Origin of the sequence: Raoultibacter timonensis, assembly GCF_022845715.1 — a bacterium.
Taxonomy (GTDB): Bacteria; Actinomycetota; Coriobacteriia; order Coriobacteriales; family Eggerthellaceae; genus Raoultibacter; species Raoultibacter timonensis.
Genome location: NZ_AP025564.1, coordinates 832585 through 853602 on the forward strand (window position 1 = coordinate 832585; position 21018 = coordinate 853602).

A 21018-nucleotide genomic window follows, 5' to 3' on the forward strand; every position below is an offset into this window, starting at 1 on the left:
TTACGCCTTCGCCACTTGGACGATGCAGGAATGTGCCGGTGTTGCCTTCGCCAACGGAGTCGGGTGCGACATGGTAAGCGTGTTCGAGCAGCCGCCGTGGTCGATTCTGTCGCCGTACATATCCGCATCATGCCACGCTCCTTGGGGAATCGATACGGTTCCCGGAACGATGCGCGAAGTGACTTTTGCCTCGATGCGGATTTCGCCGCGCGGGCTTTTGACGGAGCAGAGGTCGCCGTTCTCGATGCCGCGCGATTCGGCGTCGGCGGGGTTCATCCACATCTGGTTGCGTGCGGCTTGCTTAAGAACGTCGATGAAGCCAAACGAAGAGTGGGCACGGGCTTTGTGGTGGAATCCGGAGCAGTAGAGGGGGTACTCGTCGGTGACGGCCCCGTATCCTTCGCGGCCGGGATCGAAGATCGGAATCGGGCTGATGACGTCTCCCTCATCGAGCTCCCAGGTGTCGGCGATTTCGGCAAGCTCCTCAGAGTAGATCTCGATTTTCCCCGAAGGGGTTTCGAGCGCGTTTTTGACGGGATCGTCCCTGAAGTCCTTGAGTCCGATAACTGGCTCGACTTCTTGTTTCCAGACACCCTGCTCCAGAATCTCTTCCCATGAAGGCATGTCGCTGTTTTTGTCGGCGGTCTGCTTGTAGAGGAACTCCACCCAGTCTTCTGAAGACCTTCCTTCGGTGAATTGATCCTTGATCCCGAACTTGTCGGCGATGTCCGCTTGAACGTCGTACGCTTTCCGACACTCGCCCGGCGCTTCCTGGGCGGGCCCGCCCACACGTACGCCGCGATACCACTCGGTATACCCGTTCGTTCCGATGGTGAACTGTTCGGCGGCCATAACGTCGGGCAAAAGAATATCGGCGTATTTTGCCGAGTCGGTAAGCACCGTTTCGGTCATGACGATGAACTCGCATTTGCTCTCGTCAGCCAAGATGTCGTGCCCGTGGTTGATGTCGCCATGCTGGTTCGTGAAAGAGTTTCCGGCAAAGCCCCATACGAACTTGAAGCCCGTTGACAGCTTGTCGGCACCGCGTATGCCGGCGTTCGTGGCTGTCATCTTCTCGCCGCGATCTATTACCTCCACCCATTCGTAGTTGGGAATTTTGACGGTGACGGGATTATCGCCAGACGGGATCCCGCCTATCGTTGGAGAACCTGCGATGGAACCGACCTCTGCTTCGCGTTGGCCGGTGTTGGTGCCCGGCAATCCTATTTGGCCGGTTAGCAACGGTATCATGCAAATTGCGCGCGTCGCGCTCTCGCCGTTCGAGTGGCGTTGCGGCCCCCAGCCTTGCGCAACGAACAGCGCTTTGGCGCCGGCTATGTCCGATGCGAGCGTGCGGATGCGATCAGCTGGGATTTGCGTGATGGGCGCAGCCCATTCGGGGGTTTTCTCGATCATGTCGTAGCCGGTGCCCATGATGTAGTCGTAGTACGATTTGTTCTGGCCCTTGGCGGATTCGGGCATGGTCTCCTCGTCGTATCCGACGCAATAGGTATGCAGGAAGTCGAGGTCGATCTGGTCGTTGGCAATGAGCTCGTGGGCGATGGCGCTGACGAGAGCAGCATCGGTTCCCGTACGGATGGGGATCCATTCATCGAGAGTGCCCGAGCACGTTTCGTTCATGCGCGGATCTATGTGGATGATACGGGCGCCGTTCTCCTTAACTTTCGTGTAGTCGAAAACGATGTTGCCGCCGCCCATGCGGGTTTCTGCCGGGCTGTTGCCGAACATGATTACGAGATCCGAATTCAAGGCCTCGGTCATCGAGGACGCGTGAACGTTGTCGTAGGGGCTGAATTTCTTGCCGAACATATACGGCATGACGCCTTGTATGCAGCCGGTGGAGTAGTCGCCGTAGCGCGTGACGCATCCGCCGAGCATGTTGAACAGTCTCTGATGCGCCGATTGGACAATGGACCCCGAAACGCCCGAGCCCGGTGCAATGAAGATGGCTTCGTTCCCATAGGTGTCGATGATGCGTTTGAGCTCGCTCGAGATGGTTTCGATGGCCTCGTCCCAGCTGATTTGCTCGAATTTATCTTCGCCGCGTTTACCGGTTCTCTTCATGGGGTGCGTGAGGCGATCGGGGGAGTTGATCCAGCGGCGCCGCGAACGCCCGCGCAGGCATGCCCGCATTTGGGTGTTTTCCGGATCTCCGGTATTGTCGGTTTCGAGATAGAGGATCTTTCCGTCGCGAACGTGATACCTCAGGGCGCAATTGCTGCCGCAATTCACAAAACACTGACCCCAAACGATCTGGTCGGTCTCTTCTACGGGCGCGTCCCCGCCGCTTTGCTGCTTCTCCTCGGCTGGAGCGCAGCCGTAGAGCGCCGCCGATCCGGCAGCTCCGGCAAGCGCGAGGCCTGCCAGCGAACCTTTGACGAAGGTTCGGCGTGATAGGGTTGTCTCGTCTTTGAAATCCATAGTCCCTCCTTCTTTGCGGATTGCTCGTCATGCTCAACCCTAATGGAACGAGCTGGTGGATTAATCACATGGCGCATGTGATTTAAGCATCATGTGATTAATCCACCTGCGGCTTTAACCGATCATTCGGTATAGTGAGCATATCGCATAGCGGGGCGCGTGCAAAGCTTGAGGGAGGAGGCCGCCGCATGGCTTTCAAGCCGCATGTATCGAGTTGGGGCTATGCCTTTTTCCTTACCGTAAATGCTACGTCCACGTGGGCGGGCATCTTTCCGTTTCTTCCCCTTGAATTTCAAACCGCCGAAGTCACCCTGACTTTTTTCCTTGCTCAATCGCTCGCGTTTTGGGGAGCGTTTCTTGCAAGCGTATTCGGATCGTATTGGTTTCCGCACGAAGCGCGCCGTATGCTCGTATCGCTTTCGGCCATCATGGTGTTCACCGGGTCGGCGTGCCTCATCGGCGCGATGTACCTGGCTGATTTCACGCTTGTGCTCGTAGGCGGGGGAGGCGTTCTGCTCGGTGTCGGCTGCGCTGGGCTGTTCATGCTCTGGCAGCGCTACTTCGCCTCGTTGCCATCGGAGGAAGGCAACTTGCGGCTGATGGTCGGAACTGCGCTTGCGCCGTTTATATATTTCGCGCTCTACCTCGTCCCCATTGCGCTGACCGCATTTCTCATTCCGCTCGTATTCGTACCGCTATGCGGATTGTGCGTAGCGCTGAGCGTACGAGAAATGAAAGTCGATCAGCCGATGTTCGAGGATGTGCCGCGCCAGCATCCGCGTGTGTATCGACAGGTTATGAGCGACTTTTGGCGAAGTGCCCTCTGTGTGGGCGCGCTTGCGTTTGCAAGCGGTGTAATCCGCGGCATCGCGCTGCTTCATCAGGAGGTCAGCACCGTTGTCAACGTAGCCTCGATGCTCGGCTCGTTCATCTCGGCTGCGGTGCTGTTGGTGCTGTGGTATCGGGCGAGTTTTCGGTTTGGCCTCACCACGGTGTTTCGCGTCGTGTATCCGCTCATCATCACGGGGTTTCTGCTCCTGCCGTTTCTCGGCGCATTCTACCTGAACCTGTTTGCCGCGCTTACGTACATGGTGTTTTCTCTGGTGCTCATGCTTATGATGATGCAGTGCGCGCAGGTTTCGCGCGATCGCGGCATCAACCCCGTGTTCATCTACGCGTTTTTCGGCAGTGTGGTCTACCTCATGCAGAGCCTCGGCTTTCTCCTTGGATGGCTCTCCGATTCGGTATCGTCGATGGGGTCTGAATGGTTGTTCGTGGTGGCAATGATTTCCAGCTACGTGCTCGGGCTCACGCTTTTGGCGGCAAGCGGTACCCTGTTCAAGAACCTAACGGGGAGGGCTGCCGTCCAGGCCGATCCTATCGAATTTCTGCCCCTTCGACGCGAGCCCGTGCGGATTTCGCAGGATTCTCCGGGCGATCAAGATGCGAGTGGAATAAGGACCGAGGACGTCGATAGCCTCCAAGGGGGTAAGCCGGTGAAGAAGCGTCGCTCCGATACCGCGAAACGTCGCTCCGTGGAGAAAAAGCGGCGTAATCGGCCGTCTCCCTCCGAGGACTTCGGCACGATTCGCGACCGCCTCTCGAAGCAGTGCTTCGACCTCAAGGACGCATACGGTCTTTCTTCGCGGGAAACCGAGGTCATGGAGCTCATCGCGCGCGGTCACAGCGTTGCGGTCATTGCCGAAAAGCTCGTCATTTCCGAGAACACGGTGCGTACGCACAGCAAGCATATCTACACGAAGCTCGATATCCACAGCCGCCAAGAACTGCTCGAGTTGCTGGAAACGCTGAACGGATAAACGCGATGCTCGTCGTCTTCGGGCATCGCCTATGCTCGGTTCGCCTGTGCGGGAGACCGAGCTGCACCCATCGACCGGCAAGAAGGTTGGCGGATGGGTTTGCGCGCGACTGCAGACGATGCTGCAAGCGCGATATCGGCCCTGCGACCTGGGCTGTGGCACGAATTTTGAGGCCTGTCAAAAGGTAATGCAGTAATAAACTATGATCGAAGCAAAGCCATCTCGTTGATCAGGCGCTATGCCGAACCCCAAGCTGGTAAGAAGATAAATTTATTGATAATAATTGCCACAGGTCCAATTTCGTGCCCGATTCCGACATCTCGGGAACGTGCTGGGAATTCGATAGCGCATCGAAAGTCGCTGATGCGTTCTCCTCGTTCCGCGTACCCAAACACCGTTTGAGGGCGGACGAAATCTTCATGCAGTCGAACCGAACGCTGCCGTGTTCATATTCGGTGCGCTATACTAAGACCGAGCTGAGAGAAAGGCATTTTTCGTGAGCGAGCAACGCAGCGATTATTCGAGCATGTATTCCCAGAAGAACGCTAAAAGGCCGATCGACTTTGCGCGCGATGTCATATCGCCTTCGGGTAAGCTCGCCTTCGACCCCGAGAAGCTGGCGACCATCCCGGCCCGTGACCGCAGGTGGGCGTGGGTCGAAATCGATCTTGCCGCAATCAGGCACAACGTCGGCGTAGCTCGGCAGTGCATCGGGCGCGGCAAGAAGCTTATGGCCGTCGTAAAAGCGGACGCATACGGGCACGGAGCGGTCAAGGTTGCGAAGACCGCGCTCAACTCGGGTGCCGAGTACCTTGGGGTGGCAACGGTCGACGAGGCCATCGAACTTCGTGAAGCGCTCATCAACGCGCCTGTTCTTGTGTTGGCCGAGCCTCCGATAACGTCGATCCCGCTTTTGCTCGCCTACAAAGTGATGCCGACGATCTACACGCCCGAATTCGCCATCCAGTACGGCGAGGCGGCCGATGCCTTCGGCGTGAGGGCTCCGTACCACCTGAAGATAAACACCGGCATGAACCGCATCGGCATACGCCACGACGAGGTCGTCGAGTTCATGACGCAGGTCAGCTTTCATCGAGCGCTCGATCTGGTGGGCACGTTCACACATTTTGCGACGGCTGATTGCGCCGAAACCCTCGACTTCCAAATACAGGCCAAACGGTTCCTCGAGGCCATCAACGCCATGCGCGCGGCGGGAATCAGCCCCGGTATCGTGCATGCCGCCAATTCGGCGGCCATCATCCGCTATCCCGATGTGCACTTCGACATGGCGCGTCTCGGCATATCCCTCTACGGGTTCCATCCCTGCCAGGAAACACGTCGCATGGTCGAGCTTCGCCCTGCGATGAGCGTGCATGCGCGCATCACCGAAGTGAAGCTCGTGCCCATGAGCGAGGGCGTCAGCTACGGGATGCAGTACCGCAGCCCTGGCAGCGTGAAGATATGCACCCTGCCACTCGGCTATGCCGACGGGTTTCGCCGTGAGCTTTCGGGCAGAACCGATGTGATCCTCGACGGGCAGCGCTGCCGCCAGGTGGGCAACATCTGTATGGATCAGTGCATGTTCGAGGTCGATATGCGCGTGTACGGCAACCGCCGCAGGCTCGACCCGCAGATCGGCGACGAGGTGATCGTCGTGGGCCGTCAGGGCGATTCGGTGGTGACGGTGGACGATATGGCGAACATGCTCGGCACGGTGCAGCACGAAATAGTCATCGGCTTCTCGCATCGTATGCCGCGCGTATACGTATGAGCGGCGAAGCGAACATGCGCCGCGTCGAAGCTCATCGGCGCGTGGCGGCAACGGGTGGCGCCAGTGTTCGGCAAGGCGGCGAGGCAGGAACGGAACGGACAGCTATGAAGAAACCGCATATTCCTTTGGGGCAGATCAGATCGGAAGTCGAGGCGTGCAAGAAATGCGCGCTGTGCGAGGGCCGCACGCAGATCGTATTCGGGGTGGGAAACCCTCGTGCTCGCGTTATGATCGTCGGCGAAGCGCCGGGCAAGAACGAAGACCTTCAAGGAGAGCCGTTCGTCGGTGCGGCGGGGCAATATCTCAACGAGCTCCTCGCGTTTGCGGGACTCGTGCGCGAAGACATTTACATAGCGAACGTGCTCAAGTGCCGGCCTCCCGGAAACCGCGACCCTCAACCCGATGAGATCGCGCTGTGTACGCCGTACCTGCGCGAACAGACGCGCACGATCGATCCGGAGTTCATCGTAACGCTCGGCAACTTCTCGACGAAGTTCATCCTGAAAACCGACGTGGGGATAACGAGGTTACACGGGAAGTTGCAGCAGGCGGGTAAGTTCAAGGTGTTCCCGATCTTCCATCCCGCCGCAGCCATCTACGACCGCAGCAAGCGCGACATCATGGAAGCCGATTTCCGTACGCTCGGCGCGCTGCTGGCCGAATCCCCCGATCCGAAATTCGTGAGATCCGAGGCCGACGATGCCCCCGCCGATCCTGCGAAAGCTGCGTCGCCGGCGCAAGACGCATCTTTCGCCGGCGCCTCCGAAGATCCCCAGAAGGCCGAGCCGGTTGTGCCGGGCGACCTCCTGACGGCAGATACGAGCGCCCCTGCGGCCGAACGGCTTCCCTTGGGCGGTGATCCGCGTTAGAGCCACTTCTTCTTCTTGAAGAAGCCGAGCTCCACGACGATAAGCGCAACGCATACGACGATGATGATCGGATACGCGTAGGGCGAAGCGAGCTCGGGCATGTTCTGGAAATTCATGCCGTACCAGCTTGTAATCAGCGTCAGCGGTACGAAGATGGTGGTGATCACGGTGAACCAACGCATGATCTCGTTCTGCTGCGTATCGATCTGCATCTGGTAGAGCTCGCGCAGCTGCAGGCTGTAATCCTTGAGGGATTGCGCGCGCTGCATGAGCCGATCGGCTTGCTGCGAGAACAGATGGAACAGGCGCCGCTCCTCTTTGGCGAGCATGTGGTGCTCGTCTTCGCTCATGATGCTGCTCATATCGGATAGCTGCTGGTAGTAATTGTCGAGCTTGAGGATCTTTCTCCTGATCTGCAGCATATGATGGTTCGTTACGTGTCGTTTTCTGTCGAGGATGTTCTCCTCGGTGTCGCCGAGCTTGTCTTCGACGTCTGCGAGAAACAGCGTATCGTCTTTGACGGTGAACTTGAGGAACTCGTACAGTACGCGGGCGACAGTGAGGTTGCACGCAGGGCGGGCTTTGGCGATGCTGTTGAGAATCGATTCGCAGATGTTTCCGTCGTCGACGAATATCAGGCGCATCTGATCGAGGTAGAAGCCGAAGCACGAGGGTTCGTCGAGCAAGTCGTTCTTGTTGGGAATCGAAAGCGATCCGATCATGCAGTCGGGGAAGGCATCGACGTAGGAGCTCTGCGACGAGGCGAGGCTGCGCAGCGATTCGAGCGCGTCGATGTCCTCGATGCCGATCGAATCGAGCTCATCGGTTCGCAGCACTTCGATGACGGGCTGCGCGGGGTCGGTCCCTTGCTCTGGGTCGAGGGCTTCGAGGCGGTCGGTTAGGCGATAAAGCGCTGGCATGGCGATACTCCTTCAAGCTGTCGCACGGCCGCTTCCTGGCTGCTCTGCTTCAATGCGGCGTCTTCATGCGATGCCCCCGATTATACGGAAGAACGAGCTGCGGCGCGGTTGTCGTGTGCGCTCGGTTATCGATCTGTTGCCCGTGCCGCCCGGTTCGCTATTCGCCTTCTTCGTCTGAGGGAAGAACCTGCGCGATGGTTTGCGCGGTGCTTGTTGCCGAAGCGTGATTGTTGTGCGCGGCCGCGAGGTTGCAGAACGCCGCAAAAGCGGGGGAGCTTTTCCTTGCTGGGCCGATAATGTACAGGGGAACGTAGAGGCCCTCATCGGGATGGAACGATACGGGCGTGGTTTGCAGGATGTCCACGTCGAGCGCTGCAATGCGCGGGAGCAGAACGGCGCTGCCGACTGCGTACAGTTTGATGAGGCTTCTGATCGATCGATCGGCCGGATGCGGAGTGAACGGCGCGTTCTTCTCGATGAGCAGCCGTTGGATGGTGTCGTTGAAAAAATCGTAGTTAGGCCAGAGCGCGACTCTCGTATCGGCGAGATCGGCAAGCCTGATGTAGGGCTGTTGCGAAAGGGGGCTGCGCTTGGTTATCTGCACGCCACAAGGAAGCTTGCCGACCGGCAGGCATTCGTATCCGGGCACTTCGGCCTCGCCGATGGCGATTACCGCATCGGCATCTCCGCTGTCGAGCGCGGCAAGGCATTCGCTTTTCGAACCGAACGAAACCTCCGCTTCGACACCGAGGTTCGCCCTGACGAACTTGGCAACGTTGACGCTGACCTTCTCCTTCGAGCCGAATGCGGGAATGCAGATGTAGACGTTGAACACCCGCGATCCCTCGGCGCGGTGCTTGTAGCCGCGCGCGAACGATTCGAGGTCTTCGTAGCAGCTCATAACCAGCTTGGCGCGTTCGTAGAACTCGAAGCCGAAATCGGTGGGAGAGACGCCGCGGTTCTTTCGGGTCAGCAGTTGGGCGCCGACTTCGGCTTCGAGATCGGCGATCGCCTTCGACATGCCCTGTGCCGTGATGAACTGCTCGGAAGCAGCCGATGAGAAGCTGCCGCATTCAACGACCGAGATGAAGTATTTGACTTGGTTGATATTCAAAGCGTTCCCTTGCGAAGCGAGTGCGGTTTTGCCTTTGGAAAACGCATGGAGCAAAAAGGCGGCACCGCTTATTATGGGTGCCCTCGGACGGGTGTCAACAAAGTGCAACGATAAGTTGAAGCGCGACGATTATAGCAGATAAATAATGTATTACCTAGTATTTGAAACGTGCTGGACTTGGGTGAGGATTTCGGAAGCCTGCGATTCGGAAATGAATCGTTTTGCCGCCTTGAAGAAGCGCTTCAGTGCGATGACTTTCGGCGCGGGATTCAGCGATCTGTTGGAGAGGCACAGCGGCGTGGCTATTCCCTCGCTTCGATCGAAGGGGATGGAGACGGATTGGATTCCTCCCTCGTCGATGGCGGAGATGTAGGGTACGACCAAAGCTCCCCCCGATCCGAGAAACTCGGTGAAGTCCCGAACGTCCGCTTCGATTGGGGCGGGACCGATGGCTGCCCCCTTTTGATCCAAGCGCTTCAGGGCGGCGGCGTTGAAAAAATCGTGATCGGGCCACAATGCGATGCTCAGATTGTCGAGATCGGCTATGCGGATGCTTTTCATCGCGGCGAACGGGTGGCTTTTCGCTATCAAGATGCCGCAGGGGATCATCCCGATGGGGTCGCAGTCGATGCCGGGAACCGTGATTTCGCCAAGCGATATTGCAGCATCGGCGGACCCGCTCTTCAGGGCTGTCAGGCATTGGCTAGGCGACCCGTACGAAACGGTGGTGTTGATGCCGAGGTTCTTGCGTACGAAAGCCGCAACGTTGGTGCTCACTCTGCCCATCCCGATGAAACTCGGGGCGCAGATCAGCAAATCGAGGGTCGGGGTTCCGTCGGGGGCTTCGACGTAATTGCGTGCGAACTGTTCGAGGCTGTCGAAGCTGAGCTCCGTCACTCTCGCCTGCTTGTAGAACTCCTTGCCGAATGCGGTCGGTTCGACGCCGCGGTTTTTCCGCACGAGCAACTGCAAACCGAATTCGTGCTCGAGATCGGCGATCGCCTTCGACACGCCCTGTGCGGTGATGTAGTGCTCCGCTGCTGCGGCGGAAAAGCTCCCGCAATCGACGGCGGAGATATAGTATTTCACTTGATTTATGTTCACGGGCTGTTCCTGTGCGTTCGGGCGTTCGGGCGGTGATCGTCTGCGCTTTCGACATATGCCCTCATGATATGGATACGTAAAAAGGCATGTCAACAAACGCAACGAGAAGTTGAACCGACGAAAAACAAGACCCGGTTTTTCTGCGCGGTGCTACCCTAGGAACGGTCTTGCCGCAGATGCGGCTGCGCCTTGTCGGGGCAGTGCGCAAGCGCGATGCGCGCTGTGCGGCGAATCGTAAGGCTGGGATGAAAGGAAAACGAATGTCAGGTTCTCAGAAAGCGTTGAAGGTTGTATCCATCATCGTGATCATCTACGCGATCCTCATGATTCTGCTCGGCGCGTTTCTGTGCTTCGGGGCATCGCTTCCCGGCATCGCCGGCCAGGCGATCGACGTGGACGGGTCGGCGTTGGACGCGGCGGCGGTCTCGGTGATTTTGGGCGTGGGCTCCCTCGTTTCGGGCGTCGTCTATCTGATCCTCGGATTGCTCGGCAAGCGCGGCGCGAAGAACCCCCAGAAGATCGGACCGTTTTTCGTGCTGTCGATCATCGGCGTCATCCTGTCCATCGCGAGCGCAGTGCTCGGCATTATGCAGGGGTCGTTCCCCCTGTCCCAGTTCGTCGGTCTGCTCATCGTCATCCTGTGTGCGGTTTTGGCGTTCAACATCAAGAAGCAGCAGGCGTAAACACCGCTTCGGAGGTTCGTCGGGCGCAGATGCTTTTAGGCATCTGCGCCCGTTTTTACGCAAGGCGGCATGCGGGCGGGCATCGGCGTCCGCTCGCATGCAGTATGCGGTGTTTAGGCTCCTTTAACCGTTTAGAAACATTTCCCGTGTAGGGAAGTTGCTATAATCGTTCGTCGACACCGATTAGTTAAGCGGCACCGTGCCCGTACAAGCGCGGTGCTGTTTTGCATCTAAGACGAGAAGGACGAGACCGCCGTGTATCCCATCAAAGAAGTCGAAGCACTCAACGACGAAGTTACGCGTATGGTTATCGAGGCGCCCGCAATCGCCAAGAAGATCAAGCCCGGGCAGTTCATCATGCTCCGTATAGACGAGAGCGGCGAGCGCATTCCGCTCACGATGAACGATTGCGATCCTCAAGCCGGAACCGTGACCATCATCTTCCAGGCCGTGGGCGCCACCACCGGCAAGCTCGCAACGCTGAAGGCGGGAGAAGCGCTTCTGGATTTCGCCGGGCCGCTCGGTAACCCCACCGAACTCGAAGGCGCCAAACGGGCGTGCGTCATCGGCGGCGGCTTGGGAACGGCGATCGCGTTTCCCCAGGCGAAGTGGCTTCACGAGCACGGCGTTGAGGTAGACGTGATCACCGGGTTCAGGAACAAGGATCTCATACTGCTCGAAAAGGAGATCGACGAGAACTCCACCCGTCAGATCATCATGACCGACGATGGCTCCAACGGCAACAAAGGCCTCGTTACCCAAGCTCTGCAACAGCGCATCGACGAGGGTGCCGACTACGATTTGGTGCTGGCCGTCGGCCCCGTCATCATGATGAAGTTCGTGGCCGCCACCACGAAGCCCTACGGTATCAAAACGCTTGTGTCCATGAACCCGCTCATGATCGACGGTACGGGCATGTGCGGCGGCTGCCGTGTGAAGGTGGGCGACGAGTACCTTCACGCCTGCGTCGACGGCCCCGATTTCGACGGTCATCTCGTCGATTTTGACGACGCGATGCGCCGCGGCGTCATGTACCGCTCGTTCGAAGGCGCGGCTCGCGAGGCGCACGAGGGTCGAGATTGCATGAACGGGAAAGGGGAGTAGCCATGGCCGAAGAGAAGAAGCTTCAGGTGAACAGGCAAAAGGAAAAGACTCCCATGCCCGAGCTCGATCCGACGATTCGCTCGCAGACGTTCGACGAGGTCGCGCAGGGCTACAGCGCCGAAGACGCCGTCAACGAGGCGCTCCGCTGCATCCATTGTCCGAACAAACCGTGCGTGAGCGGTTGTCCGGTTGGCGTGCCGATTCCCGATTTCATCCGCGAGGTGGGCGAGGGCAACTTCGGCCGTGCGTACGCGGTCGTGAAGGATACCAACACGCTGCCGGCGATCTGCGGGCGCGTGTGCCCCCAGGAGAACCAGTGCGAGGGCGTGTGCACCCGCGGCAAGAACGGCGAGCCGGTGGGCATCGGCCGCCTTGAGCGGTTCGTAGCCGATTGGGCGTTCGCCCATCCCGAAGAGGCGGCTGCGGCGCTTGCGGAATACCGCAGCGGTTCCGCCTGCGCGACGGGCCACGATCTTGCCGGCAAGCGCGTGGCGGTTGTGGGATCGGGTCCCGCATCGCTCACCTGCGCGGGCGAGCTCGCGAAGTGCGGCGCCGATGTGACCGTGTTCGAAGCGCTCCACAAGGTGGGCGGCGTGCTCACCTACGGCATCCCCGAGTTCCGTCTCCCGAAGGACCTCGTGGCCAAAGAGGTGTCGGCCATCGCCGATCTGGGCGTATCGTTCGAAGTGAACGCGCTTGTGGGCAAGCTCTACGACATCGACGAGCTCATGGGCGACATGGGTTTCGACGCGGTGTTCGTGGGAACGGGCGCGGGCCTTCCGTCGTATCTGGGCATCGAGGGCGAAGGCCTCAACGGATCGATGGTGGCAAGCGAGCTTCTGACCCGCGTGAACCTCATGAAGGCGTACAAGTTCCCCGAGTACGCCACGCCGGTGTACGCGGGCAAGAGATGCGTGGTCGTCGGCGGCGGAAACGTTGCGATGGACGCCGCTCGCACCGCCCGCCGTCTCGGTGCCGAAGTGACGATCGTGTACCGTCGCGGTAAGGAAGAAATGCCCGCCCGCAACGAGGAGATACACCATGCGGAGCAGGAGGGCATCGAGTTTCAGATGCTTACGAACCCTGTTCGCGTGCTCGGAACCGATGAAGGTTGGGTGAGCGGTCTCGAATGCGTGAAGATGGAGCTCGGCGAGCCCGATGCGAGCGGGCGTCGTCGTCCGATCGAGGTCGAGGGCAGCAACTTCGTGATCGATATCGATATGCTCGTCATCGCCGTGGGCTCGAAGACCAACCCCCTTATCGCCGATACGACGCCCGGCTTGGAAACCACTCCGCGCCACCTCATCGTAGCCGACGAGGAAACGTGTGCAACCTCGGTTCCTGGCGTGTTTGCGGGCGGCGATGCGGTTATCGGTGCAGCGACGGTCATTCTCGCCATGGGCGCGGGTAAGCGTGCAGCCAAGGGCATCGCGAATTACCTGAGCGCAGTATAATGGGGTGACTGACCGCGCGTTAGCAAGGAGTGCCGCTATGGATCTCATATCCGGAGAGCACCGGGCATCCGAGGCGGCTTCGGCATACGTTGTTCTGGCGGGGCATGGAGCCGTGCTCGTCTCGGCCCCGCATCGGGTCGAGCACGCTCGCAACGGCGCGGTGAAGTGCGCCGAGCCCGATGCGGGCCGGCTCGCCCTGCTGCTTCACGATCGCATGGGCTGCCCGGCCATCTACCGGTGCGGGGCGTCCCTGGAGGATCCGAACTACGACGAAGCGAGCGACTATCGCGACGAGATCGTGCGTCTCGTGCGCGACGGAGGCGTGCGGGCGGTGCTCGACCTGCACGAGATGGGCGATCGCCATCAGTCGATGGTGGAGATCGGTACGGGACACGGGCGTAACGTCGACGGGCGGTTCGAGCTGACGGACGAGATCGTGCGGGCCTTCGAGTCTCGCGGGATCGAGCCGGTGACGGTGGATGCGATTTTCCCTGCTGCAGGCCCCCGAACCGTATCCGCCGACGTCGCCCGAAGATCGCCTGCGCTCTGCTTTCAGATCGAAATGAACGTGAGGCTGTTTCTCGAAGAGGGGGGCCGCTCGGATTTTTCGGTCGTGTGCGATGCCCTCGAAGAAGCGGTGGGGCGATTGAACGAGGTGCTGCGATGAGGGGCTGGCTCGTTGTCAACGGGTTTTTGCGAAGCGATCGTTTCAGGGCAACCTATGCCCATCTCGTCGACGCCGCCCACGAAGCGGCTATCGGCCTTTCCGTGAAAACGAACGTCGAGTTGGCTCCCGTCGACTTTTCGACCGTACCGCCCGACGAACGACCCGATTTCGTTTTGTTTTGGGACAAGGACGTCAATCTGGCAAAGCGCCTCGAGATGGGCGGTTTTCGCGTATGCAACAGCGCGCATGCCATCGAGGTGTGCGACAGCAAGGCTCTGACCTATCTTGCGCTTGCGGCCCGCGGCATCGAGATGCCCGATGCCATCGTGGTTCCCCTCTCCTTCCAGCCTCCTTCGTGGGGCAGGGAGGACTTTCCCGATCAGGCGATCGAGCGGCTCGGTTTGCCGTTGGTGGCGAAGGAGAGCAGCGGCTCGTTCGGCGAACAGGTGCATCTGGTGCACGCGCGCGAAGAACTCGTTGCCGTCCTCGATTCGTTCGGAACCCGTCCTGCCGTCTTGCAGCGCTTCGTCGCATCGAGCGTCGGGCGCGATGCGCGGCTGCAGGTGGTTGGCAATCGCGTGGTTGCGGGCATGCTCAGATCGTCGGGTGGTAAGGATTTTCGTGCGAATATCGTGCGCGGGGCGTCGGCCGAGGCGTTCGATGCTCCGGAATCGTTTAAGGCTATGGCTCTTGCGGTTTGCCGCACGATAGGGCTCGATTTCGCCGGCGTCGACATTCTGTTCGGCGAAGGAGGTCGGCCGGTTTTCTGCGAGGTCAATTCGAACGCCCAGTTCGAAGGGATACGGGCATGCTGCGGCGTGAACGTGGCAGAGGAGATCATCGCGCATATCGCTTCGATAGCGGGAGGTGGAAGCGATGGCGGGCGCTGATGCGGAGCGCGCGGTTGCCACGGGCGTCGGCGAGGCGTCGGCATCGGTTGTCATAGCGGGTAAAGCCGATTCCTTCGTGCCCTCCAACAGGATTGATGTGAGCGCCGCGTGGGCGCGCGAGCACGGGTTTATCAATCGCGAGCTCGTGCGCGTTGCGCGAAAGGGTGATTCCCGATCGGCCGAATGCTGCCTTGTCATCGCAGCTTCGGACGAGGACGACGATTTCGCTTCCGATGCTGGCTGCAATACGGCGAAAACGACGCTGCGGGTTATGGAAGTCCTCGGCATAGACGCGCAGGACCGCGTATGCGTATCGGTGCGCAAGCACACGAGCACCTTATTGGTGGAACACGTGGCCGTCCAGCGGATCGACAAGGTGAGGGAGGGCTGCATCGCCCTGTCCGAAGACCTCTATCGGGAGTTGGGGGCCATCGAGGACGACCTTTCCTCGAAGCGTCGGCATTACTACCGGTTGAACCATCTGGCGACGGGTGCCCTGTGCTACATTCCGTTTGACAAGATCGAGGTCGATGAAAGCCTTGCCCCGAAAACCATGCGGTTGAGCCGGTACCAGCGAACGCTGCTCAACCTGAGCGTGCCCCCATGCACGCTCGATGAGGTGATGCGCAGGTTGGTTGACGAAGCGGGTGTCGATGCCGAAACGAAGCAGCGCATAATCGCCTGTTACGAGCGCGCACCCCAGTTCGTCCCCGAGTCCTACGAAGAACAGAAGACGATCAGGCGGGATCTGCGGCAATGCGGCTACGACGCCGTGCAGATAACCGCTTCGGCGTTCGACGAATCAGCGCACTTCCTCTCGGGGGTGCCGAAGGCGATTTCGGGTTTCGTGGTGGGGAACAGTTCGATTCTGCTCAAAAGCTGCCGTCCGTACGACAACGACGAGGGGCGCGATGTTGTAAGGCTGCCCCGTTCGGCGATGGTCCACCTCGGTATAGACGAGTCCGACAAAGTGATCTTGCGGCACGGAAAGGCCAAGGCGAAGGCGAGGGCTCTTCCCATCGATTCGCTCGAAAGGATTCGGGAAACGAATACGATCGCCCGCGAGGCGGACATTGACCCGATCGTCGGCATCCCCGCTTTCATGCGGCGCGATCTTGGCGTCTGCGATCTCGACGAAGCGGTTCTCGTCGAGCGTGACACGGGCTATCTTTTTGCAAAAAACCTCAACGCGCAGTTCATGCCGGTGCTGCTGTTCTTCCTTGCCGTCATCCAGACGGGCTTTCTGTTCGGAAGCGTCGTGCTGGGCTACGCGCTTTTAGTATCGATCATCGGGTTGCCGCTCATCGCGTTCATCGTGTTTTCCGAGCAGCGTGCGAAAGTGAAATGAGGATGACTATGTCGTTCGACCCAGTAGCGTATCTCGAAAACCCCGCATGGCGTGCGAGCAAGTTGGGGCTTGGCCGTATCGCCGAGCTCGTCGAACGGCTCGACCATCCCGAGCGAGCGTACGGCATCGTGCACGTTTCGGGTACGAACGGCAAGGGCTCGGTGTCCGCGTTTGCCGCAAGCGTGCTGCAGGCTGCCGGACTGCGCGTCGGCATGTTTACGAGTCCGACGATCGGGGCGTACGAGAACAGCATCACCGTCGACGGCGCACGTATTTCGCCCGATGACCTTCTTGCAGCTACGGTTGCGGTGCGCGATCAGGCGGAAGCCATGGACGATCATCCAACCGAATTCGAGCTTGCCTGTGCCGTCGCATTCGTGCACTTTGCGCGGGTAGGCTGCGATATCGCGGTTGTGGAAGTGGGTCTGGGCGGACGGCTCGACTCGACGAATGTGATCGAGTCGCCCGAGGCGTGCGTGATCGCGCGCATCGCACTCGACCATACGGGCATTCTCGGCACTACGCTCGCAGAGATTGCAGGCGAGAAGGCGGGCATCGTCAAGCAAGGCGTACCCGTGGTGTCGTGGCCGCAGGAACCCGATGCCATGAGCGTGATCGAGGCGACGGCCCTCAAGTTCGATGCGCCCTTGGCTGTGCCCGATTTCGCCGAGCTGTCGAACGGGGGCATGGTCGTGGAAGGCGAAGCCGTTTGCGTCGACGCGGGTGCTCGCGGTTCGGCGAGCGATGTTTCACGTGAAACAAATGTTCGTATTTTTTCGTATAAACAGTATAGAGATCTCGAAATCAGCCTGATCGGCAGTTATCAGCCGTACAACGCGGCACTCGCCATCGAGACGATCGAGGCCCTGCGCAAGCGCGGTTGGGCGGTGTCCGATGAGGCGCTCCGCATCGGATTGGCGCAAGCCGTGTGGCCCGGGCGCTTCGAGATCGTGGCGAAGCACCCGACGTTCGTCGTCGACGGCGGGCATAATCCCCAGGGAGCCCGCGCGCTCGCCGATTCGCTCAGACAGGCGTTTCCCGGTCGCAAGGCGGTGTTCGTCATCGGCGTGCTCGAAGATAAGGAGTATCCCGAGATGCTCGAGGAGCTTTTGCCGCTCGGGAGCGCCTTCGTCGCCATCGAGCCGCCGAATCCGCGGGCGCTGCCCGCCGCAAAACTCGCCCGTGCCATCCGCTGGACTGGCCAAGATCTGCTCGGATGTTCGGCCTGCACGGCCCCCTATGTCGCGAAGGACATTCCCGATGCGGTCGCAAAAGCCCGTGAGCTGGCAGGGGATGAGGGCCTTGTGTGCGCAGCAGGCAGCCTCTATTCGATCGCCGAGATCAAGCGGGCGCTGTAGCACGCACGCTTGCAGCGGACGCGATCGGACTACCGCTCGGCATCCTTTTGCAGCAAATCGATCAACTCCTCCTTCGAGTGAATGTCGAGCTTGCGGTAGATATGGCGTATGTGGGTCGACACCGTGTTCTTGGACAGGAAGAGCGTATCGCGGATGTAGGGCTGGCTGCGCCCCTGGGCCAGCAGCCTGAACACGTCGATCTCCCGCTTGGAAAGGGCGTACTGTTCGGCGATTTCGTCGCAGATCGAGACGAATGATCGCTGAGGATCGCTCGGTGCCTCCTCGAGAGCAGGCTTTGCAGGCGGCATGCCCGACCACGCCGGATCGTTGCGGGGCACCAGCAGCATCGCGAAAGCGAACACGCCGATGAGAACGAGGCAGTACAGCTCGACGCTCGCCGTCTGCCGGGCGGCGAGCGCCGCCCACTCGGCACCGAGAAGGTAGCCGATGAGCAATCCCGAATACGTTGCGCATGCGCCGATTCCGATGAACAGGGATACGGGGCGGTGCACCTTGCGAGCGAGGCGGATGAAATACAGGATCATGATGATCTCGAGGCTCGTGAACATCGCATTCGCCAGGATCGACGCGACGGTTATGGCTAGCGGGTCGGAGAAGGCCGTGAGCACGACCGAGAGGATAAGCGGCGTCGACATCCACCGAAAGTACGCGTCGAGGTCGATGCGCGAGGAGAACAGCACGATGGCCAGCGAAACGGCGATGGCGAAGAGGATTCCGATGATGTTGGCGGCGACGGGCGGCACGACCAGTTCAATGTCTTGCTGCAACGAGGGTATGGTGCAGCTGATCGCGTAGGCCACGAGGATCAAAAGGAAGATCCTCGCAATGCTCGACAGGGGATAGGGCTTCGCATCCTCGTCCGTTTCCGCTGCCTCCCGGAAATCCGCCGTGCCGGTTTCGATGCCGTGCTTCGACATGAGCAGAAGCACAGCCGATACCAAGGGGAGCAGGACGGCGACCGCGACCGCGGCAACCGCCGGAAGATAGGGAATGACAAGCATGCATACGATGATCACGAAGAACGATGCGGGTACCACCGTCTCGACGGTATCGGTGTCGAGCTTCGCGTAGAGCCCCACCCAGAGCACCACGATGATGGCGGGGCCGACGCCCGTCCCTATTCCCGCTGCAATCCCTAAGATCGGCTGGAACGTTTCGCCGGACAGGGGGTACAGGGCAATGCAGAGTGTCCCGATCGTGGCAAGCAAAGGGCTTGCGACGATGAGCGAGGGGCGGTCGATCAACTCCCGCTTTCGCCCTGCGAGGGCGCAGGCGATGCAGGCGACAGGCGTGAGAAAGGCGGAAAGAAGCCAGATGTCGAACAGATACCCGGTCGGTTCGCTTGCGCGCACAGGCGAGAAGATCGACAGCTCCCAAATGCACGAGCTCCATACGTAGACGAGCCCGAACCCGAGCAGGCGCACGGGAAAGCGCGGCTCGATCAACGCAGCGAAGCGCGCGAGCATCGCTTCTGTTTTCCGGGGTTCGTTCATGACGGCTCCGTTCTGCCAAGCTTGCGTTTCGAGCGCTTCCCTCGTTTCCCCTACCACCATCCTACCGCAGCGTGCGTGAGGAAGCATCACCTCAGAAACGTGATTTTCACGAGGTATACCCAGATCATTCCCTTGCTGCACCAAACGCATCTTTGAGGTGATGGCGCAGGCCGTCCGTTTCCGTACGATTGCGCCATTGCAACGTAACAGGGAAGGAATCAACCATGGATGCAAAACTTGATCGACGGGCGTTTCTCGGTTTGGTCGGAGCGGGTGCGCTGACGGCCGGCTTGGGGCTTGCGGGATGCTCGCCTGAGCAGAACGGCGGAAACCAGGCGGCCAGCGCAGAACCCGCTGACGCTCCCGCGCAGGCCCCGGCGGGAATAGCGCGCAAGGAGGGAAGCGAAACGAAAGCATGCGATGTTGCGATCGTCGGGGCGGGCGCTGCGGGACTTCTGGCTGCGCTTAAGCTCACCGAAGGCGGTAAGAGCGTCGTTGTGATCGAAAAGGCCCCCTCTGCCGCGATGTCGAACTTCTCGATGTGCGGAGGACCCACCGCGTGCGAAACCAAGCTGCAGGAGCAGGAGAACGCAACCGTTACGCTCGACACCATGTTCACCTACATGAACGAGTTTTCGCGCACAAGCGTGAACGGTGCGCTTCTGCGCAACACGCTCAGCCACACCGGCGATGCCATCAACACGATGCTCGATCTCGGTATACCGATGACGCTCATCCCCGATTCGTACGGCGTGGGCTTCCGCGGCCGCCATATGTTCGATACCGGCGGGGAGGAGCGCGTGGCCCCGCTCGTGCAGGCGATAGAAGCTGCGGGCGGCGAGTTCCTGTTCAGTACAGCGGCCGAGAAGGTCATCATGGAAGACGGTGTCGCCAAAGGCGTGCAGACCGATAAGGGCATCGACGTGATGGCTGATTCGGTTGTGGTGTGCGCAGGTGGGTTCCTCGGAAGCGAAGACATGCAGATGGATCGCTTCAACACGAAGGTCTATGCGCTCGGCAACACGCTCTCCGACGGCACGGGCATCGCCATGGTGCTCGACGCCGGCGGCGCATGGGATCGGAACTTCGCCGTGCTCGGCAACGAATGCGGCGCCGTTTCGGCTGCGACCGAGGGAAGCCCCTTCAACCCCGACTGGACCAACGTAAACGAGCACTACGGATACTGGCTCTTCGGAGGCCTGTACACCGATACGGCGGGCGAGCGGTTCATCAACGAGGGCAAGATCGCCCAATTCCCTCTGGCTATCGGCGGCGAGGCGCTGCTGCGCGCGGGCAAGGCGTACGTGATCATGGATTCGGACTACTACGAGGCCGTGAAGGGCGATGGTATCTTCGCGTATCTCGGCCAGCCTGAAAGCTGGGTGCCCGGCCCCATGGCCGACTACTACAAGACGACTCCCGAGAACGCCGAGGCGCATCTTGCGCAGGCCATCGATGAGGGCTGGGCGCTCAAGGCGGACTCGCTTTCCGAGATTGCGGAGAAGTTCTCACTCGATTCGCTCGAGGCCACCGTTGAGAAGTACAACGGATTCTGCGATGCGGGTGCCGACGGCGATTTCGGGAAAGATCCGGCGTTCTTGAAGGCGGTCAAGACAGCACCGTTCTATGCGTTCGAGTACGTGCCGAGCGCGTGGGGCACGAACGGCGGCGTGAAAGTCGACAGCCATCTGCGCGCCATGGACGAGAAGAACAACCCGATCCCCGGTCTCTATGTTGCAGGCGTCGACCAAGGCAGCGTGTACAGCGTGCCGTACTACACCAACGAAGGCGCGTCGGTGGGTCTCGCACTCGGCTCGGGTGTGTACGTGGCCGAGGAGATCATGAAGTCGTAACGAGGCGGACCGTCCTTGTTCGTGCGGGCCGGGTTGCGAGAATCCGGCCCGCACGCTAGGGGCGCCAGGGGTCGAAGCGTGCGGGTTTAGGAGTTGGTTGACTGCGG

At 60.1% G+C, this 21018-nt stretch carries 16 protein-coding genes; 11 read left to right on the top strand and 5 right to left on the bottom strand.

Translation table 11 applies throughout. From position 1 onward, the window contains the following. Positions 1–2442 carry a DMSO/selenate family reductase complex A subunit gene (locus MWL89_RS03275; protein ID WP_244411743.1) on the bottom strand — a complete coding sequence of 814 codons (2442 nt, stop codon included), beginning with the start codon at positions 2440–2442 and terminating at the stop codon, positions 1–3. Between the two features lie 188 nt (positions 2443–2630). On the opposite strand from MWL89_RS03275, the gene MWL89_RS03280 reads away from it, so the two are divergent. From MWL89_RS03280 to MWL89_RS03290, 3 genes are all read left to right on the top strand, one after another. Next, positions 2631–4262 (top strand): LuxR C-terminal-related transcriptional regulator, encoded by a 1632-nt coding sequence (locus MWL89_RS03280; protein ID WP_244411744.1) that lies wholly within the window; start codon positions 2631–2633, stop codon positions 4260–4262. A gap of 526 nt (positions 4263–4788) precedes the next feature. Continuing rightward, positions 4789–6033 carry an alanine racemase gene (alr, locus tag MWL89_RS03285; RefSeq protein ID WP_244412575.1) on the top strand — a complete coding sequence of 415 codons (1245 nt, stop codon included), beginning with the start codon at positions 4789–4791 and terminating at the stop codon, positions 6031–6033. Between the two features lie 104 nt (positions 6034–6137). Then, positions 6138–6902, top strand: coding sequence for a uracil-DNA glycosylase (locus MWL89_RS03290; protein WP_244411745.1), 765 nt, complete (start codon positions 6138–6140; stop codon positions 6900–6902). Here MWL89_RS03290 and MWL89_RS03295 read toward each other — a convergent pair. The 3 genes from MWL89_RS03295 to MWL89_RS03305 form a co-directional block, all read right to left on the bottom strand. Beyond that, positions 6899–7822, bottom strand: a complete 924-nt coding sequence (locus tag MWL89_RS03295; RefSeq protein ID WP_244411746.1) for a magnesium transporter CorA family protein — start codon at positions 7820–7822, stop codon at positions 6899–6901. The two genes, MWL89_RS03290 and MWL89_RS03295, sit on opposite strands and share 4 nt — an antisense overlap. 157 nt (positions 7823–7979) lie before the next feature. After that, positions 7980–8936: a LysR family transcriptional regulator gene (locus MWL89_RS03300; protein WP_244411747.1), complete on the bottom strand. Its 957-nt coding sequence runs from the start codon at positions 8934–8936 to the stop codon at positions 7980–7982. 150 nt (positions 8937–9086) lie between these two features. Then, complete coding sequence (locus MWL89_RS03305; RefSeq protein WP_244411748.1) at positions 9087–10040, bottom strand: LysR family transcriptional regulator; 954 nt, start codon at positions 10038–10040, stop codon at positions 9087–9089. Positions 10041–10300: 260 nt separating this feature from the next. On the opposite strand from MWL89_RS03305, the gene MWL89_RS03310 reads away from it, so the two are divergent. The 7 genes from MWL89_RS03310 (at position 10301) to MWL89_RS03340 (ending at position 17544) form a co-directional block, all read left to right on the top strand. After that, a complete protein-coding gene (locus MWL89_RS03310; RefSeq protein WP_102379022.1) occupies positions 10301–10723 on the top strand; it encodes a hypothetical protein in 423 nt (140 codons plus the stop codon). Between the two features lie 255 nt (positions 10724–10978). Further along, complete coding sequence (locus MWL89_RS03315; protein WP_102379021.1) at positions 10979–11827, top strand: sulfide/dihydroorotate dehydrogenase-like FAD/NAD-binding protein; 849 nt, start codon at positions 10979–10981, stop codon at positions 11825–11827. Positions 11828–11829: 2 nt separating this feature from the next. Next, on the top strand, positions 11830–13281 hold the full coding sequence (gltA, locus tag MWL89_RS03320) for an NADPH-dependent glutamate synthase (protein WP_102379020.1): 1452 nt from the start codon (positions 11830–11832) through the stop codon (positions 13279–13281). A gap of 37 nt (positions 13282–13318) precedes the next feature. After that, positions 13319–13948: a hypothetical protein gene (locus MWL89_RS03325; RefSeq protein WP_244411749.1), complete on the top strand. Its 630-nt coding sequence runs from the start codon at positions 13319–13321 to the stop codon at positions 13946–13948. Continuing rightward, on the top strand, positions 13945–14838 hold the full coding sequence (locus MWL89_RS03330) for an ATP-grasp domain-containing protein (protein ID WP_244411750.1): 894 nt from the start codon (positions 13945–13947) through the stop codon (positions 14836–14838). Before MWL89_RS03325 ends, MWL89_RS03330 begins: the two co-directional genes overlap by 4 nt. Then, complete coding sequence (locus tag MWL89_RS03335; RefSeq protein WP_244411751.1) at positions 14825–16186, top strand: hypothetical protein; 1362 nt, start codon at positions 14825–14827, stop codon at positions 16184–16186. Before MWL89_RS03330 ends, MWL89_RS03335 begins: the two co-directional genes overlap by 14 nt. A gap of 8 nt (positions 16187–16194) precedes the next feature. After that, positions 16195–17544 (top strand): bifunctional folylpolyglutamate synthase/dihydrofolate synthase, encoded by a 1350-nt coding sequence (locus tag MWL89_RS03340; protein WP_244411752.1) that lies wholly within the window; start codon positions 16195–16197, stop codon positions 17542–17544. A gap of 29 nt (positions 17545–17573) precedes the next feature. Here MWL89_RS03340 and MWL89_RS03345 read toward each other — a convergent pair whose 3' ends face one another. Continuing rightward, entirely contained in the window at positions 17574–19058 is a 1485-nt protein-coding gene (locus tag MWL89_RS03345) for a helix-turn-helix transcriptional regulator (protein WP_244411753.1), read from the bottom strand. Between the two features lie 224 nt (positions 19059–19282). Between MWL89_RS03345 and MWL89_RS03350 the strand changes: the two genes are divergently transcribed. Further along, positions 19283–20911 carry an FAD-dependent oxidoreductase gene (locus MWL89_RS03350; protein WP_244411754.1) on the top strand — a complete coding sequence of 543 codons (1629 nt, stop codon included), beginning with the start codon at positions 19283–19285 and terminating at the stop codon, positions 20909–20911. Positions 20912–21018 lie beyond the last annotated feature (107 nt).

Coding starts and splice junctions, on each gene's coding strand:
- MWL89_RS03275 (WP_244411743.1), bottom strand. CDS start 2,442: ATGGATTTCAAAGACGAGACAACCCTATCACGCCGAACCTTCGTCAAA.
- MWL89_RS03280 (WP_244411744.1), top strand. CDS start 2,631: ATGGCTTTCAAGCCGCATGTATCGAGTTGGGGCTATGCCTTTTTCCTT.
- alr (WP_244412575.1), top strand. CDS start 4,789: ATGTATTCCCAGAAGAACGCTAAAAGGCCGATCGACTTTGCGCGCGAT.
- MWL89_RS03290 (WP_244411745.1), top strand. CDS start 6,138: ATGAAGAAACCGCATATTCCTTTGGGGCAGATCAGATCGGAAGTCGAG.
- MWL89_RS03295 (WP_244411746.1), bottom strand. CDS start 7,822: ATGCCAGCGCTTTATCGCCTAACCGACCGCCTCGAAGCCCTCGACCCA.
- MWL89_RS03310 (WP_102379022.1), top strand. CDS start 10,301: ATGTCAGGTTCTCAGAAAGCGTTGAAGGTTGTATCCATCATCGTGATC.
- gltA (WP_102379020.1), top strand. CDS start 11,830: ATGGCCGAAGAGAAGAAGCTTCAGGTGAACAGGCAAAAGGAAAAGACT.
- MWL89_RS03325 (WP_244411749.1), top strand. CDS start 13,319: ATGGATCTCATATCCGGAGAGCACCGGGCATCCGAGGCGGCTTCGGCA.
- MWL89_RS03330 (WP_244411750.1), top strand. CDS start 13,945: ATGAGGGGCTGGCTCGTTGTCAACGGGTTTTTGCGAAGCGATCGTTTC.
- MWL89_RS03335 (WP_244411751.1), top strand. CDS start 14,825: ATGGCGGGCGCTGATGCGGAGCGCGCGGTTGCCACGGGCGTCGGCGAG.
- MWL89_RS03340 (WP_244411752.1), top strand. CDS start 16,195: ATGTCGTTCGACCCAGTAGCGTATCTCGAAAACCCCGCATGGCGTGCG.
- MWL89_RS03345 (WP_244411753.1), bottom strand. CDS start 19,058: ATGAACGAACCCCGGAAAACAGAAGCGATGCTCGCGCGCTTCGCTGCG.
- MWL89_RS03350 (WP_244411754.1), top strand. CDS start 19,283: ATGGATGCAAAACTTGATCGACGGGCGTTTCTCGGTTTGGTCGGAGCG.